The 17625-nt window shown below is 50.3% G+C and carries 16 protein-coding genes and 1 riboswitch; all 16 genes read left to right on the forward strand.

What is annotated here, in order from left to right:
* Positions 1 to 658: 658 nt before the first annotated feature.
* The 16 genes from AC0TWI_RS16260 (at position 659) to pcrB (ending at position 17617) form a co-directional block, all read left to right on the forward strand.
* On the forward strand, positions 659 to 847 hold the full coding sequence (locus AC0TWI_RS16260; protein WP_488127393.1) for an NETI motif-containing protein: 189 nt from the start codon (positions 659 to 661) through the stop codon (positions 845 to 847).
* Between the two features lie 75 nt (positions 848 to 922).
* Positions 923 to 1023: riboswitch (purine riboswitch) on the forward strand.
* A gap of 102 nt (positions 1024 to 1125) precedes the next feature.
* Positions 1126 to 1611: a 5-(carboxyamino)imidazole ribonucleotide mutase gene (gene purE / locus AC0TWI_RS16265; RefSeq protein ID WP_488127394.1), complete on the forward strand. Its 486-nt coding sequence runs from the start codon at positions 1126 to 1128 to the stop codon at positions 1609 to 1611.
* Positions 1604 to 2734, forward strand: a complete 1131-nt coding sequence (gene purK, locus AC0TWI_RS16270; protein WP_488127395.1) for a 5-(carboxyamino)imidazole ribonucleotide synthase — start codon at positions 1604 to 1606, stop codon at positions 2732 to 2734. The genes purE and purK overlap by 8 nt, the downstream gene beginning before the upstream one ends.
* 16 nt (positions 2735 to 2750) lie before the next feature.
* On the forward strand, positions 2751 to 4046 hold the full coding sequence (gene purB, locus AC0TWI_RS16275) for an adenylosuccinate lyase (protein WP_488127396.1): 1296 nt from the start codon (positions 2751 to 2753) through the stop codon (positions 4044 to 4046).
* 36 nt (positions 4047 to 4082) lie between these two features.
* A complete protein-coding gene (purS, locus tag AC0TWI_RS16280) occupies positions 4083 to 4337 on the forward strand; it encodes a phosphoribosylformylglycinamidine synthase subunit PurS (protein ID WP_488127397.1) in 255 nt (84 codons plus the stop codon).
* Entirely contained in the window at positions 4334 to 5020 is a 687-nt protein-coding gene (purQ, locus tag AC0TWI_RS16285; protein ID WP_488127398.1) for a phosphoribosylformylglycinamidine synthase subunit PurQ, read from the forward strand. The genes purS and purQ overlap by 4 nt, the downstream gene beginning before the upstream one ends.
* A complete protein-coding gene (gene purL, locus AC0TWI_RS16290) occupies positions 5004 to 7232 on the forward strand; it encodes a phosphoribosylformylglycinamidine synthase subunit PurL (RefSeq protein ID WP_488127399.1) in 2229 nt (742 codons plus the stop codon). Before purQ ends, purL begins: the two co-directional genes overlap by 17 nt.
* The gene (purF, locus tag AC0TWI_RS16295; RefSeq protein ID WP_488127400.1) at positions 7208 to 8629 is read left to right on the forward strand and encodes an amidophosphoribosyltransferase; all 1422 of its coding nucleotides are present in this window, start codon (positions 7208 to 7210) and stop codon (positions 8627 to 8629) included. Before purL ends, purF begins: the two co-directional genes overlap by 25 nt.
* A 23-nt stretch (positions 8630 to 8652) precedes the next feature.
* Positions 8653 to 9696 (forward strand): phosphoribosylformylglycinamidine cyclo-ligase, encoded by a 1044-nt coding sequence (gene purM, locus AC0TWI_RS16300; protein WP_488127401.1) that lies wholly within the window; start codon positions 8653 to 8655, stop codon positions 9694 to 9696.
* Positions 9693 to 10283: a phosphoribosylglycinamide formyltransferase gene (purN, locus tag AC0TWI_RS16305; RefSeq protein WP_488127402.1), complete on the forward strand. Its 591-nt coding sequence runs from the start codon at positions 9693 to 9695 to the stop codon at positions 10281 to 10283. Before purM ends, purN begins: the two co-directional genes overlap by 4 nt.
* Positions 10280 to 11812, forward strand: coding sequence for a bifunctional phosphoribosylaminoimidazolecarboxamide formyltransferase/IMP cyclohydrolase (gene purH, locus AC0TWI_RS16310; protein ID WP_488127403.1), 1533 nt, complete (start codon positions 10280 to 10282; stop codon positions 11810 to 11812). The genes purN and purH overlap by 4 nt, the downstream gene beginning before the upstream one ends.
* A gap of 26 nt (positions 11813 to 11838) precedes the next feature.
* Positions 11839 to 13104, forward strand: coding sequence for a phosphoribosylamine--glycine ligase (gene purD / locus AC0TWI_RS16315; protein ID WP_488127404.1), 1266 nt, complete (start codon positions 11839 to 11841; stop codon positions 13102 to 13104).
* 405 nt (positions 13105 to 13509) lie between these two features.
* Positions 13510 to 15252 (forward strand): adenine deaminase C-terminal domain-containing protein, encoded by a 1743-nt coding sequence (locus tag AC0TWI_RS16320; protein WP_488127405.1) that lies wholly within the window; start codon positions 13510 to 13512, stop codon positions 15250 to 15252.
* Positions 15253 to 15287: 35 nt separating this feature from the next.
* Positions 15288 to 16352 (forward strand): DUF3048 domain-containing protein, encoded by a 1065-nt coding sequence (locus tag AC0TWI_RS16325; protein ID WP_488127406.1) that lies wholly within the window; start codon positions 15288 to 15290, stop codon positions 16350 to 16352.
* Between the two features lie 76 nt (positions 16353 to 16428).
* A complete protein-coding gene (locus tag AC0TWI_RS16330) occupies positions 16429 to 16728 on the forward strand; it encodes a YerC/YecD family TrpR-related protein (protein WP_488127407.1) in 300 nt (99 codons plus the stop codon).
* Positions 16729 to 16930: 202 nt separating this feature from the next.
* Positions 16931 to 17617, forward strand: coding sequence for a heptaprenylglyceryl phosphate synthase (pcrB, locus tag AC0TWI_RS16335; protein ID WP_488127456.1), 687 nt, complete (start codon positions 16931 to 16933; stop codon positions 17615 to 17617).
* Positions 17618 to 17625: the final 8 nt, after the last annotated feature.

Here is a 17625-nt window from a genome sequence, read left to right on the forward strand (position 1 = left end):
AGGAAAGTTATCTACCATCTTAGAGAAGTTATCTACCGCCTCAGCAATTTTACGTCGTTCCTGGAGAAAGTATCGACCATTTCGTCTATCCGCGGACAGTTCCTTGGTTTCCTTCATTTATAAATCGCGCTTAAGCTCTGCAAGTAAACAAGTACCTTCAATATCGTGTCATTCTTTGCATTGGCCGCCTCCTGGAGTGGAGAATATATCCCCGCCTCGGCAACTATATATCGCCCCGAGTAAAGATATCGACCACCTCCACGAAATTATGTCGCTCTCAGGAAAGTTATCTACCACCTTAGAGAGTTATCTACCGTCTTAGCCACTTTATGTCGTTCCTAGCGAAAGTATCGACCATTTCCCCAATCTAACGGACAATCCGTGATTTCCTTCAACAATCATAAACCGCAACTGCCACCTCTTTAACAAGCAAAATTACTTAATAGCAAGCACAAACCAATCTCCCTGCTATCCATGAAGAATTTCCCGCGAAACAAAAAATCACAACTACATCTTTATTCATGCTCCCCGCTTTACGATATAAATCGCCCTTTCTGCCCCGCGCTGGACATCGCCCTTTGAACCAAGTACCCTTAAAAGAGCTGGATTGGCCCCAACACCAATCCAGCAAAAAAGTCTACATGATAAGGTGATCACATTGAAAAAGGAATTTGAAGTAATGGAAGGCGAAACGATTGATCAGTGCCTGCAACGAATGGAGCAGGAAGGATTTCATCCGGTCCGCCGGATGGAGAAGCCGATTTTCAAGGAAGTGAAGGAGAATGGCAGGAAAGATGTAGTCCCTGTTATCCAAAAAATTGTATTTGTCGGTGAGAAAACGGAGTAAAACACGAACAATAATTAATTATGAAACAAAAATGTTCGATTTTTACCTTGACTTCAAGGAGTGGGGTTGTTAAGATGGGGGTATCAAAAGGTACCTCATATATGATGGGAATACGGCCCATTCGTTTCTACCCGATTACCGTAAATGATCGGACTATGGGGAAAGTGGAATTTGGGAAGCATTTTGTGCTTTTTTCAAATATGCTTTTTTGTCCCGGATAGGCTGCTTTCTGTATAGACAGAGGCAGTCTATCCTTTTTATTTTCAGGAGGTGTGGGGATGGTAAAGGTTGGCGTCATCATGGGAAGCACATCTGATTGGGAAACGATGAAACATGCATGTGACATATTGGAAGAGCTGCAGATACCATATGAAAAGAAAGTGGTTTCTGCACACCGGACACCGGACTTGATGTTTTCCTATGCGGAAACAGCGAAGGAACGTGGGCTGAAGGTGATTATTGCAGGGGCTGGCGGGGCGGCTCATCTGCCTGGTATGGTGGCAGCCAAGACGCTCGTTCCGGTGATCGGGGTGCCGGTGGAGTCCAAGTCGCTAAAAGGGCTCGATTCCTTGCTTTCGATCGTGCAGATGCCTGGAGGTGTTCCGGTCGCAACGGTCGCCATCGGCAAAGCCGGGGCGGCGAATGCTGGTCTGCTTGCAGCAGCGATGCTTGCGACAGACGATACTGTTTTATCGGAACGGCTGGAAGAGCGGCGGACGCGTTTGGAAAAGACTGTATTGGAAAGCAGTGATCAACTTGGCTAAAACATTCATCGAACCGGGGAAGACGATCGGCATCATCGGCGGCGGCCAGCTTGGAAGGATGATGGCCCTCTCTGCTAGAGAAGCAGGCTATCGGATTGCAATCCTAGATCCCGCGCCGGATTCACCCGCAGGACAGGTTGCAGACCTGCAGATCACTGCCCCTTATGATGATCGGGAGAGTCTTCGGAAACTGGCTGAGAAAAGCGACGTTCTTACATATGAATTTGAAAACATAGATTATGAGGCATTAAAGAAGATAACGGAGGATGCCTACGTACCACAAGGGGCCGAACTGATTCGGATTACCCAGAACCGAATTTTCGAGAAAAAGGCAATTACGGATGCAGGGGCAGCGGTCGTTCCCTACCGGGTTATACAATTGGATAAAGAGCTTGATGAAGCCCTTCAGGAACTTGGTTATCCCTCTGTTTTAAAGACAGCGACGGGAGGATATGATGGGAAAGGGCAGGCTGTCATCCGCTCGGAAAAAGCTGTAGAGGGTGCCCTGGCCCTGCTTGAAAGAGGTCCGTGCGTACTTGAGAAATGGCAGGAGTTTGAAAAAGAGATTTCTGTTATCATTACAAGGGGGATAGACGGGGAAACGGCTGTCTTTCCGATTGCGGAAAATATCCATGTCAACAATATCCTCCATACGACAGTAGCTCCGGCTCGTATTTCCCGGAAAATAAAAGAGGATGCTGTTTCCTTGGCGGAAAAGATCGTTTCGGCCCTGCAAGTTGTCGGAACGCTTGCTGTTGAACTGTTCTTGACAGCCGACGGAGAATTGTTCGTGAATGAATTGGCGCCGCGCCCGCATAATTCTGGGCATTATACGATTGAAGGGTGCAATGTTTCCCAATTCGGGCAGCATATCCGTGCAATCTGCGGCTGGCCGCTTCAGCCGATTGAATCGGAGAAGCCGGCTTTGATGGTAAACATTCTCGGCCAGCATTTGGACGGAGTCGTCAAAAGCATTCCCCACTATCCCGATTGGACGGTTCATTTATATGGGAAGGCGGAAGCCAAGCACAACCGGAAGATGGGCCATGTCACCATTTTGGCGGAAGATCCAGACTTTGCTCTGAAAAAAGCAGCAGAGAGCGGTGTTTGGAGTAGCAATTGAAAAGTGAGGGATTTCTATGATAGAACGGTATACTAGGCCGGAAATGGCCAAGATCTGGTCGGAGGAAAATCGCTTTAACGCATGGCTGGAGGTGGAAATCCTTGCCTGTGAGGCTTGGGCAGAACTTGGAGTGATCCCGAAGGAAGATGTGATATGCCTTCGGAAACATGCATCCTTCGATGTAAATCGGATTAAAGAAATAGAGGAAGAGACCCGTCATGACGTTGTCGCATTTACAAGAGCCGTGTCGGAAACACTCGGGGAAGAGCGGAAATGGGTCCATTATGGTCTAACATCCACGGATGTAGTCGATACCGCGCTCTCCTTTGTTTTAAAGCAGGCGAATGAAATCATCCGCCATGATATTGAACGGTTTATCGAGATTTTGCGCAATAAGGCGATTGAGCATAAAGATACGGTAATGATGGGGCGTACGCATGGCGTCCATGCCGAGCCGACAACATTTGGCTTGAAGCTGGCGCTTTGGCATGAGGAGATGAAGCGCAATCTAGAGCGTTTCAATGCGGCGGCAGCAGGCGTCGAATTCGGGAAACTATCGGGAGCTGTCGGAACGTATGCAAATATCGATCCGTTCGTAGAGCAATATGTGTGTGAAAAGCTCGGTCTTCAGCCGGCCCCAATTTCTACTCAGACGCTGCAGCGTGACCGCCATGCGGCATATATGAGTGTTCTGTCATTGATTGCGACATCAATTGAAAAATTTGCTGTGGAAATCCGCGGCCTGCAAAAAAGCGAGACGCGGGAGGTGGAAGAGTTTTTTGCTAAAGGACAAAAAGGCTCTTCAGCGATGCCGCATAAGCGCAATCCGATTGCATCTGAAAATATGACAGGCATGGCGCGGGTCCTCCGCGGCTACATGATGACCGCCTATGAGAACGTGCCGCTTTGGCATGAACGGGACATTTCCCATTCCTCTGCAGAACGGATCATCTTGCCGGATGCGACGACTGCGCTGAACTATATGCTGAACCGATTCGGAAACGTCGTTAAAAATCTGACGGTATTCCCTGAAAACATGAAGAGGAATATGGACCGGACGCTAGGCCTCATCTTCTCGCAGCAAGTGCTGCTTGCCTTGATCGAAAAAGGGATGACGCGGGAAAAGGCGTACGACACCGTTCAGCCGAGGGCGATGGAGGCGTGGGAAAACCAGGTGTCCTTCAAAGAGCTGATTGAACAGGATAAAACTGTCCGCAGCTTGCTCTCCCCGAATGAAATTGCTGCTTGTTTTGATTACTCGTATCACTTGAAAAATGTCGACTTGATCTTTGGGCGTTTGGGATTGCGTTAATCTTTTTATAGCCAAATAGGAGAGGGGCCACAACCGATGATAAAAGTGAAGGTATTCGTTACATTAAAAGAAAGTGTTATTGATCCGCAGGGGAAAGCAGCATTGGATGCATTGAAGGCAATGGAATACAGCAATCTGAATGATGTGCGTTTCGGCAAATATATTGAGCTTTCTTTTGAAGAGGGAGCGGGCAATGTGGAAGAACAGGTGGATGAAATGTGCCGCCGATTGCTTGTGAACGAAGAGGTTGAAGAGTACCGGTTTGAAATTGGGGAGGTTGTGGCCCTATGAAGTTTGCGATTATCGAGTTTCCGGGAACAAGCTGCGGAAAGGACACGCACCGGGCAATTGTGCAGGAGCTCGGGGAAGAAGCGAGCCTCGTTCCGCATACTGCAGAGACGATAGATGGATTTGACGCGGTGATTCTGCCCGGCGGTACCTCCTATGGGGATGCAGTCCGCCCGGGGGCCATCGCAGCACGGCAAAAGATTATGGCTGAAGTCCGCAAGGCGGCGGACGCAGGCAAGCCGGTTATTGGGATCGGAAACGGCTTCCAGATTTTACTGGAAGCCGGTCTCCTTCCAGGTACGCTGTTCATTAATGATGGATTGAAATTTATTTGCAAGCCTGTTGAGCTTACTGTTGAAAACACGGAAACGATGTTCACTTCCGGTTTTGCCGGAAAAAGGACGATCAGAATGCCGATTGCGCATGGGAAAGGGCAGTACTACTGCGATGATCAAACGCTTTCGGAATTGAAAAGAAATAACCAGATCCTTTTTACATATGCAGGGGCAAATCCTAACGGCAGTATTTTCAATATTGCAGGAATTTCTAATTGTGCCGGCAATGTTCTTGGGTTGATGCCGCATCCTGAAAGAGCGGCAGATCCACTTTTTGGCACCACCGATGGGCTGGAACTTTTAAAATCAATCGTGAATCAATGGAGGGGATTGCATGCTGCAAACGCTTGAGCCAAAACCACAGCAGATCAAGGAACAGAAGCTTTACCGGGACATGGGACTAACGGATGAAGAATTTTTGCTTGCTGAAAAAATGCTCGGGCGTACGCCGAATTATACGGAGACGGGCTTGTTCTCCGTCATGTGGTCAGAGCATTGCAGCTACAAGAGTTCCAAACCGATTTTGAAAACCTTCCCGACTGAAGGGCCGCAGGTTCTCCAAGGACCCGGGGAAGGAGCGGGCATTGTTGATATTGGCGACGGCCAGGCGGTTGTGTTTAAAATTGAAAGCCATAACTCCCCTTCCGCGATTGAGCCTTATGAAGGGGCGGCGACAGGCGTCGGAGGCATTGTCCGCGATGTATTCTCGATGGGCGCCCGTCCGATTGCATCGATGAATTCTCTCCGTTTCGGCGAACTGAAAACACCGCGGGTGAAGTATTTGCTTGAGCAGGCGGTAGCCGGTATTGCCGATTATGGCAACGGGCTCGGCATTCCGACTGTCGGCGGAGAAATCCAGTTCGACCCGGCACACGAATTCAACCCGCTCGTCAACGCCATGGTGGTCGGCCTCATCAACCATGAGGACATGCAGAAGGGTCAGGCGAAAGGACTCGGCAATACGGTCATGTATGCGGGAGCTGCAACAGGAAGGGACGGCATCCACGGGGCGACATTTTCATCCGTCGACTTATCGCAAGGAGAAAGTAGCAACAGGGCCGCCGTCCAAGCGGGAGATTCTTTTACCGAAAAAAGGCTGATGGAAGCTTGCCTGGAACTTGTGAAGACGGATATATTGATTGGTATCCAGGACATGGGAGCTGCCGGCCTGACCAGCTCTTCAGCAGAAATGGCAAGCAAAGCGGGATCAGGAATTGAAATGGATCTGGACTTGATTCCCCAGCGTGAAGCGGAAATGACACCGTATGAAATGATGCTGTCCGAATCACAGGAGCGGATGCTGCTCGTCATTCAAAAAGGGCATGAGCAGGAAGTGATCGACCTGTTCGCCAAATATGGTTTAGAAGCGGTAGCAGTCGGAAAAGTGACGGATGATAAAATGCTGCGCCTTCTCCATAAAGGGGAAGTAGCTGCTGAGGTGCCGGCGTATGCTTTGGCGGAAGATGCGCCAGTCTATTACAAGAAATCAGAGGTGCCGGCGTATTTTAACGAGTTTCAGAGTATGGAAGAAACAGTCCCGGAGGTCGCCGATCTGGAAGCAACATTGAAAAGTCTGCTTTCCCAGCCGACTATCGCCTCGAAGGAATGGGTATACAGCCAATTTGATTATCAAGTCGGCGCCAATACCGTTGTCAGCCCGGGGTCGGATGCAGCCGTTGTGCGTATTGAGGGGACAAACAAGGCGATTGCGATCACAACGGATTGCAACTCGCGCTATATATACCTTGATCCGGAAATGGGCGGGAAAATTGCGGTGGCTGAGGCGGCAAGAAACATCGTCTGCTCTGGTGCCGAGCCGCTTGCCATTACAGACGGCTTGAATTTCGGCAGCCCTGACAAGCCGGAAATTTACTGGCAAATCGAGAAGTCGGCAAAGGGGATCAGCGACGCTTGCCGTACGCTCGGCACGCCTGTCATCAGCGGGAATGTTTCCCTCTATAACGAAAAGGGCGGAAAGCCGATCTACCCCACGCCGATCATCGGCATGGTCGGCCTTATGCAGGATGTAAAGGCTTCAGTCACACAAGTTTTCAAACAGCCAGGAGACCTTATTTATCTGCTGGGTGAGACAAAACCTGAATTCGGCGGCAGCGAGCTGCAAAAGCTTGTCTATGGAAAAATATTCGGCAAAGCTCCTTTCATCGATTTGGAGACGGAAGCGGCACGCCAACGACAGGTGCTTTCGGCTATCAGGGAAGGAATTATCGCTTCTGCGCATGATGTTGCAGAAGGCGGCACTGCGGTCGCACTTGCTGAATGCTGTTTTGGCACACCGGGGCTAGGCGCCGATATAACATTAACCGGCGATACGGTATCCGCTCTCTACTCGGAATCCCAATCAAGGTTCATCCTGTCCATAAAAAAAGAGCAGAAAGAATCCTTCGAAGCCATTGCCGGGGATGCCGTTCAAATCGGCACAGTGACGGATGATGGGAAATTGCAGATTCAAGCAGGCAGCGAAAAAGTGATTGATTGCAAGGTTGAGGAATTGGAATCGACTTGGAGAGGAGCCATTCCATGTTTGCTGACATCAAAGGGCTGAACGAGGAATGCGGCGTTTTTGGCATCTGGAATCACCCTGAGGCGGCACAAATCACCTATTACGGTCTGCATAGCCTGCAGCACCGGGGCCAGGAAGGGGCAGGCATCGTCACAACGGATGGCGAGAGGCTGCACGGTATCCGCGGGGAAGGACTGGTCAATGAGGTGTTCGACGAAAAGAAGCTTCATGGACTTACGGGCCGCGGGGCTATCGGGCATGTGAAATACGGCGGCGCGGACACGGCAGGACTTGAAAACGTCCAGCCCCTTCTTTTCCACTCCCAAAGCGGGAGCCTGGCTCTTGCCCATAACGGAAACCTCACCAATGCAAATGACTTGAAGCATATGCTTGAAACACAGGGAAGTATCTTCCAGACGAACACCGATACGGAAGTGATCGCCCATTTAATCAAGCGGAGCGGGTATGTGGCGCTTAAGGATAAGGTGAAAAATGCGCTGTCGATGATCAAAGGGGCGTACGCCTTTTTGCTGATGACCGAGCATGAACTCGTGATTGCCCTTGATCCGAACGGGATCCGGCCGTTGTCGATCGGGAAAGTCGGGGATGCATGGTGTGTTTCTTCCGAGACTTGTGCATTTGATTTGATCGGAGCTGAGTTTGTACGGGATGTGGAACCGGGAGAGCTGATCATCATCACGGACGATGGGCTTGAGGCGGATCGGTTTACATTGACGGGAAAAAGGACGATGTGCACGATGGAATACATCTACTTTTCTCGTCCGGACAGCGACATCCAAGGAATCAATATCCATACGGCAAGGAAAAATCTCGGAAAGCGGCTTGCATACGAAGCAAAAGTGGAAGGCGATGTGGTGACGGGCGTGCCCGATTCAAGTATTTCCGCTGCAATCGGCTATGCCGAAGCGGCAGGGATCCCTTATGAGCTCGGTTTGATCAAAAACCGCTATGTCGGCCGAACCTTCATCAAGCCGTCACAGGAATTGCGGGAGCAAGGGGTCAAAATGAAACTCTCGCCGGTGAGGAAGGTTGTAGAAGGCAAGCGGGTCATCATGATCGACGATTCGATTGTGAGGGGTACGACGTCGAAAAGGATTGTCTCGATGCTTAAGGAAGCCGGGGCTGCTGAAGTCCATGTCTGCATTTCCTCTCCGCCAATGATCAATCCCTGCTTTTATGGCATTGATGTTTCGACGCATGAAGAGTTGATCGCTTCTAACCATAGTGTCGAGGAGATCCGTGAAATCATCGGGGCCGATTCGCTCACATTTCTCAGCGCAGAAGGAACGCTTGAAGCGATCGGCAGGCATGGATACGGAGAGAGCTGCGGCCAATGCATGGCCTGCTTTTCAGGGGAATATCCGACCGAAATCTATCCGGACACGGTTCTTCCCTACCAGAAAGAGAAAATCTACTAAACGAGGAACAGGAGAGAGCGGAAATGGCGAATGCCTATCGGAATGCCGGAGTCGACATTGAGGCTGGCTACGAAGCGGTTGAGAAAATCAAAAAGCATGCGAAACGGACAGAGCGGCCCGGTGTATGGGGCGGGCTTGGCAGCTTTGGCGGCGTCTTCGATCTGTCGGCATTGGGCTTGCGTGAGCCTGTACTTGTCTCGGGAACAGATGGAGTGGGCACCAAGCTGAAGCTGGCGTTCATGGCCGGACGCCATGATACAATCGGAATTGACTGCGTTGCCATGTGTGTCAACGATATCGTCGTCCAGGGAGCGGAGCCGTTATATTTTCTTGACTATGTAGCCCTCGGAAAAGCGGTGCCCGACAAGATTGAGGAAATCGTTTCTGGCATTGCAGACGGCTGTGAGGCGGCCGGCTGTGCTTTGATCGGCGGAGAGACGGCGGAAATGCCGGGACTGTATGAAGAAGAAGAATACGACCTGGCCGGATTTGCTGTCGGCGCCTGTGAAAAGGGCAGCTTGATCACGGGAGGCTCTATACGGGAAGGGAATGTCCTGATTGGCCTCGCGTCGAGCGGCATTCACTCGAACGGCTACTCACTCGTGCGAAAGGTCTTTTTGGAAGACAGCGGATTGTCGCTTGATGATGAACTGCCTGAACTGGAGAAGACGCTCGGGGAGGAGCTGCTGATTCCGACGAAGATCTATGTGAAGCCTGTCCTTGCGGCACTGGACAAATTCAGTGTTAACGGGATGGCACATATAACGGGCGGCGGCTTTCATGAAAACATTCCGCGGATGCTTCCCGACGGACTCGGTGCCCAGGTGGAAGAAGGATCGTGGCCGGAATTGCCGGTATTCAACGTGCTTGAAAAATACGGAAAACTTAAAAAAGAGGAAATGTATCATGTTTTCAATATGGGAATCGGCTTCATCCTTTCCGTTGATGAACAGGATGCCGAAGCCATTCTCACCTTCTTTTCGGAACAAGGCGAGACTGCTTACCGGATTGGATCCGTTGTAAAAGGTGAAGGCGTCACAATTGTTCCGAAGGAGAGGACGCGATGAAGCGTCTGGCAATCTTCGCATCCGGAACCGGCAGCAATTTCGAGGCCCTTGCAAAAGCGGCGGAGAGCGGCAGCCTGCAAGCAGAGATCGTTGTCCTCGTCTGCGACCGCCCGGGTGCGGCGGTGATCGGAAAATCGGAAGCAAGGGGAATTGAAACGATTGTCTTCGACCCGAAATCCTATCCCGCAAAAGCGCAGTTTGAGAGAATGCTTGCCGATGAATTAAAAGCACGCCAAGTGGATTGGATCATCCTTGCGGGGTATATGCGGCTGATCGGCCCGACATTGCTTGCAGCTTACAAAAATCGAATCATCAATATCCATCCATCGCTATTGCCCGACTACCCGGGAAAGGATGCCGTCGGGCAGGCGATCCGGGCAGGGTCGGATAAGACGGGCGTAACCATCCATTTCGTCGATGCCGGTATGGACACCGGGCCGATCATCGCCCAGCAGGAGCTCTCCATCAGCCCCCATGACAGGGAGGAAGACATCTACCAGAAAATCCATGCGATTGAACATCAGTTTTACCCAGCCGTTCTGGAAAAACTGTTTGCAGGTGAAGAAATCAAGGAGGGGACAAAATGAAAAGAGCGCTCATCAGCGTATCAGATAAAACAGGTGTTGCCGAATTTGCCAAAGCGTTGGCGGAACGGGGATTTGAAATTCTGTCGACAGGCGGAACAAAAAAACTTTTGGAGGAACAGGGCCTCAGCGTGACGGCTGTTGACGAAGTGACCGGATTTCCTGAGATTTTGGAAGGACGGGTGAAAACCTTGCATCCGTTTATTCACGGGGGATTGCTGGCGAAACGCGATGAACCGGGTCATGCACAACAGCTTGCCGAGCAAGGGATTACGCCAATTGACATCGTCTGCGTTAATCTTTATCCGTTCAAAAAAACAATTTCGAAGCCCGATGTCTCTTTTGATGAAGCGATTGAGAACATCGACATTGGCGGTCCGGCCATGCTTAGGGCGTCAGCGAAAAACCACGAGTATGTAACGGTATTGATCGACAGTGAAGATTACGGCACGGTTCTTGCTGAACTGGATGAGGAGGGAGAAGTATCACGGCCGACAAAGCAAAGGCTTGCGGCAAAAGTATTCCGCCATACTGCAGCCTATGATGCACTGATTGCCGGGTATCTGACAGAGAAATCCGGAGAAGAGTTCCCGGAACAATTAACATTTACATACGATTTAAAGCAAAACTTGCGATACGGGGAAAACCCGCATCAGCATGCGGCCTTCTACGAGCGCCCGCTTTCCTCCAGCTTTTCGATTGCAAAAGCGAAGCAGCTGCATGGGAAAGAATTATCCTATAATAATATCCGCGATGCGAATACAGCGCTGCAAATTGCAGGAGAATTCAAAGACCCGGCAGCCGTGGCCGTCAAGCATATGAATCCTTGCGGTGTCGGAACGGGAAAGACGGCAGCTGCTGCTTTCCAGAAAGCATATGAAGCGGATCCCGTCTCGATTTTCGGCGGCATCATCGCGCTCAACCGGGAAGTCGACAAAGAGACGGCAGAGAAGCTGAAGGAAATATTTTTAGAGATCATCATCGCTCCTGGCTTTACAGACGATGCGCTCGGGCTGTTGACAGAGAAAAAGAACCTCCGCTTGCTGGAAATCCCATTTCAAGAGGACAAGGAAAAAGAAAGCATGCTCACCTCCGTAAAGGGCGGGCTGCTTATTCAGGATGAAGATGCTCTTCCGCTTGACGAGGCCTCATTCACAGTCCCTACCGAAAGAAAGCCTTCCAATGAGGAATGGGCTGCATTGAAATTCGCATGGAACATCGTCAAGCATGTGAAATCCAATGCAATTGTGATTGCGGACGATGAAAAGACACTCGGCGTCGGTGCAGGGCAGATGAACCGGGTTGGCGCAGCAAAAATCGCTATTGAGCAGGCAGGAACGAAAGCAGATGGTGCGGTGCTGGCATCCGATGCTTTCTTCCCGATGGGTGATACGGTTGAGGAAGCTGCGAAAGCCGGCATCAAGGCGATTATTCAGCCAGGAGGCTCGATTAAAGACGAAGATTCGATCAAGGCGGCAGACAAACACGGAATCGCGATGGTCTTCACCGGTGTCCGCCATTTTAAACATTAAATGAAAATGAGGCGGAGGGTGACGTCATGAAAGTATTGGTTGTCGGTTCAGGCGGCAGGGAGCACGCCATCTGCAAAAAATTGAAACGAAGCCCGCTTGTCACGGAGGTGTTTTGCGCACCTGGGAATGCCGGCATGGCAAAAGATGCTGCGCTTGTCCCTATCGGCGAGACAGACTTCGCCAATCTGATTGCCTTTGCTAAGGAAGAAGCGATCGCTTTAACAATCGTCGGACCTGAAGTGCCGCTTGCAGCCGGAATCTGTGATGAGTTCGAGGAGGCGGGTCTTGCGATTTTCGGGCCGAAAAGCAATGCGGCCATGATCGAAGGAAGCAAAGCGTTTGCGAAGGAACTGATGAATAAATACGATATACCGACGGCTGGCCATGCAGTCTTCACCGATTACGGGCTGGCGAGGGCGTATGTGCAAGAAAAAGGGACACCGATTGTCATCAAGGCGGACGGGCTCGCCGCCGGCAAAGGGGTCATCATTGCGGAAACCGAAGAAGAGGCGGATCTGGCGCTTGAGGAAATGCTTGTCGAGAACCGCTTCGGGGAGTCATCATCGCAGGTGGTGATCGAGGAGTTTTTAGCGGGCGAGGAATTTTCGCTTATGGCTTTCGTGAAAGAGGAGAACGTATACCCCATGGTCATTGCGCAGGATCATAAACGGGCATACGATGGAGACAAAGGACCGAATACCGGCGGAATGGGCGCCTATTCTCCGGTGCCGCAGATTCCCGTTGATGCTGTCACAAGCGGAGTCGAGAACATCCTTAAGCCGGTCGCAAAAGCAATGGTCATGGAAGGCAGGCCGTTCACAGGCATCCTCTACGCAGGCCTGATATTGACAGCAGAAGGGCCGAAGGTGATCGAATTCAATGCACGCTTCGGTGATCCGGAAACACAGGTCGTCCTCGAAAGGCTGGAGAGCGATCTGGCGGAACTCCTGCTAGATCTGCTGGCTGGAAAAGAAATCGAGCCGGTCTGGTCGAGTGATGCGGCTGTAGGAATTGTTCTCGCTTCGGAAGGTTATCCGGGTGACTACAAAAAAGGGATGCCGGTTCCGCAGGTTCCTGCTGAGGAAGAAGCTACCGTCTATTATGCAGGAGTAAGCAGCAATGAAGAAGGGGATATCATCTCGAACGGGGGGCGGGTCCTCCTCTACTCCGCAAAGGCGGAATCATTGGAAGCGGCGAGGGAGAAGGTGTACAACGCCATCCAAGTTCCTGAAAATGCTCCATTCTTTTTCCGCCGGGATATCGGCGAGAAGGCATTCCTAGGCAAAAAGTAATCGCGATAAGAGACTTGTCCATCAAGCGGGAGGTTTGATTGGGCAGTCTCTTTTTTTTGCCGTCATCCGGCATATTCGCCGGTCCGCCTGCATAACGTAACCGGACAGGCAGGGATCGCGCTGGTGAAGTGGCAAAATTCCTGGCCGGACGTTGATCTATATTGGAGCGGGAAGTAGCCGAATTTCTAGCCAGGTCGTTGATCTTTATCTAAGCTGCAGTGGCCCCTTTACGGGAAAGCCGGCATCGTGTCCTTTGCTGGGTCCTGCGGCTGTTTTCGCCATACTGCCGAGGAGTAAACGCCCTTTTCACAAAATTTATACAAATCACGTTAAAACGTTACTGCGTTAAATCATTAATTATGCTAGAATAAAGTCTATATGAAAGAAGACCCAGGAGGAATGGGAATGCTTGAACAACGTTACAGATGGAAGAACAAGCAAATACGCGAACAAGTTGCGGTCCTCAATGGTCGGACTGCGCCTACAAAAATACTGACGAACGCGCGCTACCTGCATTCTGCCCTCAAAAGGTGGATGACGGGTAATATATGGATGTATAATGACAGAATCGTTTATACCGGGGAAGAAATGCCCGAAAAGCTGGAAGGCTGCGAAATCACCGACTGCACCGGCTTGACGCTCGTGCCTGGTTATATTGAGCCGCATGTCCATCCGTTTCAGTTGTATAATCCGCAAACATTGGGACGATTTGCGGCAGGAACCGGCACAACGACGATGATCAATGACAACCTTGTCATCTTTTTGCATTTGGGAGAAAAGAAAGCGTTTTCTTTATTGAAAAAGCTCAATCAGTCCCCTGTTACAATGTACTGGTGGAGCCGCTACGATTCTCAGACGGAAATGAGGCAGGAGGAATCGGTCTTTTCAAATGGGAATGTGAAAACATGGCTCGAACATGAAGGCGTTGTACAAGGGGGAGAGCTGACCGGTTGGCCGAAGCTGCTGGCAGGGGACGATCTGATGCTCCATTGGATTCAGGAGACGAAGAGGCTCGGAAAGAAAGTCGAAGGACATTTTCCCGGTGCGTCGGAAAAAACGCTCGCCAAAATGATGCTATTCGGGGCCGACTGCGACCACGAGGCTATGACAGGGGAAGACGTGTACAAACGGCTTTTGCACGGCTACACGGTTTCGCTCCGCCATTCATCCATCCGTCCGGATCTTCCGGTATTGCTGGATGAGATGAAGAAAATGAATCTAGATCAATACGATTCTATGGTTTTTACGACAGATGGATCCACCCCAGCATTCCAAAAACAAGGAATGTGCGACATGATGATCCGAATCGCGCTTGAACATGGTGTGCCGGTGATCGATGCCTATCATATGGCCTCCTACAACGTCGCACGCCACTATAATTTGCTGCATCATCACGGCATGATCGCCACAGGAAGGATCGCCAATATTAACGTGCTGAACGATGAAAACGATCCGACGCCGAGATCTGTTCTTGCAAAGGGCATGTGGGTGAAGAAGGATGGGGAAGAGATCATCGTCGACGAAGATATTGACTGGTCGGAGGTTGACCTGTCCCCGCTTCAGCTTGACTGGGACCTGAAAAGCTCTGATATGGAGTTTTCGATGCCGTTTGGAATTGAAATGGTGAACGATGTCATTACAAAGCCCTATTCGATTGCTTCCGATATGTCTGTCGGCAAAATATCATACAATCAGGACGAAAGCTTTTTCCTGCTTCTTGATCGGCACGGGAAGTGGAGAATCAATACGATTGTCAAAGGGTTCGCTAATCGTGTAAGCGGTTTCGCTTCGTCTTTTTCAAATACGGGTGATTTCATCCTGATCGGAAAAAATAAGAGTGATATGAAGCTCGCTTTTGACAGAATGAAAGAATTGGGGGGCGGAATAGTACTCGTCGAATCAGGAAAGGTGCTTCATGAAATTCCGCTTCCGCTCGCCGGGTTGATGACAGATAAACCGATGGAGAAGCTGATCGAAGAGGAAGAGAGAATGAAGGAGCTGCTAACGGAGCGTGGTTATCGTTTCTCCGATCCTGTCTATTCTTTGTTGTTCTTCTCTTCAACGCATCTGCCGTATATTCGGGTTACCCAGCGCGGCATGTATGATGTGATGAATAAAACGGTTCTCTTTCCGACGTTAATGCGTTAAAATAATAAAGAATCATATGTTTAGGGGTTGGAAAAGTGAGATTATATAAAATAACAGTGCTCGCACTAGCGTCCGCGCTCATCCTCGGTGCCTGCGGCAAGGAGAAGGCGTCACCGCCAAGCGACAAGATATTGCCGGTGCTTCCGCCTGAGGCCGAAAAAGCCAAAGCCGAGGAGAACACGAAGGAAAATATGCCTTATTCCTACCCGCTTACAGGACTGGGCACAAAGGTGGAAAGCGATGGACGGGCAGTAGCGGTTATGATCAACAACCATATGGATGCCCGCCCGCAATCCGGCCTGTCTTCGGCGGATATCGTCTATGAAGTGATTGCCGAAGGGGAGGTCACAAGGTTTCTGGCCATTTTCCAAAGTGAAAAGCCGGAAGAAATCGGCCCGGTTCGCAGTGCAAGAGATTACTATATTGAACTTGCCCAGGGCTATGACGCCCTATATATTGCACATGGATACAGCCCGGATGCCTATTCGATGCTTATGTCCGGAAAGTATGACCAACTGAACGGCATGCAATATGACGGCAGCCTTTTTAAACGTGCCTCTTTCCGCAAAGCGCCGCATAATTCCTATATCGCCTACGATCAAATTGAAAAAGGTGCCGAGGCGGAGGGCTACGAAATGCAGGAAACCCCCGAACCGCTTACCTTCCTCAGAGAAGAAGAGATGGACGGAATAAAAGGAGAAAAAGCCGGATCTGTCACAGTCGCCTACGACGGCGGCTCCCATTTCACATCCGAATATGTGTACAATGAGGGACGGAAGCAATATGAGCGCTACAGCGACGGGGTGCAGACGGCTGATTACGAAACGGACAAACCTGTCCTGATCGACAATCTGATCATCATGGAAACCTCCCATCGGGTTATTGATGCTGAAGGCCGGAATGCAATCGACCTCAATTCGGGAGGCTCTGCCCTCCTGTTCCAGAAAGGAAAAGAGCAGGAGCTGGAATGGAAAAACAGGGACGGCCGTTTACTGCCTTTTAAAGATGGGCAGCCTGCAAAGCTCGTACCGGGAAAAACGTGGATCTGCATCGTGCCGGATCTATCCATTGTTACCAAAGTTGAATCCGGACGGGAATGATTTGCGCCGAAAAGGATAGAATGAAGTGGACTGTCCAGGATTGTCCGGACAGCATGTTGTAAGGGGGAACTGGAATATGCAAATCGATAAACTTCGCGGAAAAGAGCTTGATCAATTATTCAACGCGATTTTATCATTGGAAGATCTGGAGGAATGCTACCGGTTTTTTGATGATTTATGTACAATCAATGAGATCCAATCACTGTCACAGCGGCTTGAAGTGGCAAGGATGCTTAGAGACGGGATCACTTATCATAAGATCGAAGCGAAAACCGGGGCCAGCACGGCAACCATTTCGCGGGTCAAGCGCTGTTTGAATTATGGAAATGATGCCTATGATGTGGTGCTGAAAAGATTGGAAACTGAAGAGGATTGAGCAATGCGCAATAGATAGGAAAGGCGACTCCCATTCTGCCATGAATGAAGAGCCGCCTTTTTTTGCGGATTTTTCCGGGGCGGAACAGGAGACCGGGGAAAAGTCAGGCTGTTTTTCATCATTTCCTTCTATTTCAATTCGGACAATGGAGGCTGAAATGCTATAATGATGGAGGAATAGGAGAATGGAGGATTTATCGAATATGTATGATGTCAGTCAGTGGCGCCACGCCTTTAAATTAGATCCGGCTAAGGACATTTCGGATGAAGATCTGGAGCTTGTCTGCGAATCCGGAACGGATGCCATCATTGTAGGAGGGACCGATGGGATTACACTTGATAAAGTTTTGCATGTCATGTCCCGAGTCCGCCGCTTTACGGTTCCAATTGTGCTTGAGATCAGCAATATCGAGTCGGTAACGCCCGGCTTTGACTTATATTTTATTCCGGCAGTGCTCAACAGCCCGAAAGCGAAATGGCTGACTGGTCTGCACCATGAAGCGGTAAAAGAATATGGAGAATTAATGGATTGGGAGGAAATCCTTGTCGAAGGATATTGCATCCTCAATCCTGATTGCAAAGCAGCCTTGCTGACAGAGGCAAATGCCGATATCGATGCGGACGACGCGGCGGCTTATGCGCTGATGGCGGAAAAAATGTTCCGCATGCCGATTTTCTATCTCGAATATAGCGGTACATACGGAGACCCTGAGCTCGTTCGCAAGGTGAAAAAGAATCTGGAGGAAACAACGCTCTTTTACGGAGGGGGCATCACTAATGCTGCCCAGGCCGCTGAGATGGGTAAACATGCCGATGTGATTGTTGTCGGAAATGTGATTTATGACGATTTAAAAGAGGCCTTGAAAACGGTCAACGCTGTAAAAGGCTGACATGCTCA

It is taken from the genome of Lederbergia sp. B243.17 (assembly GCF_057657925.1).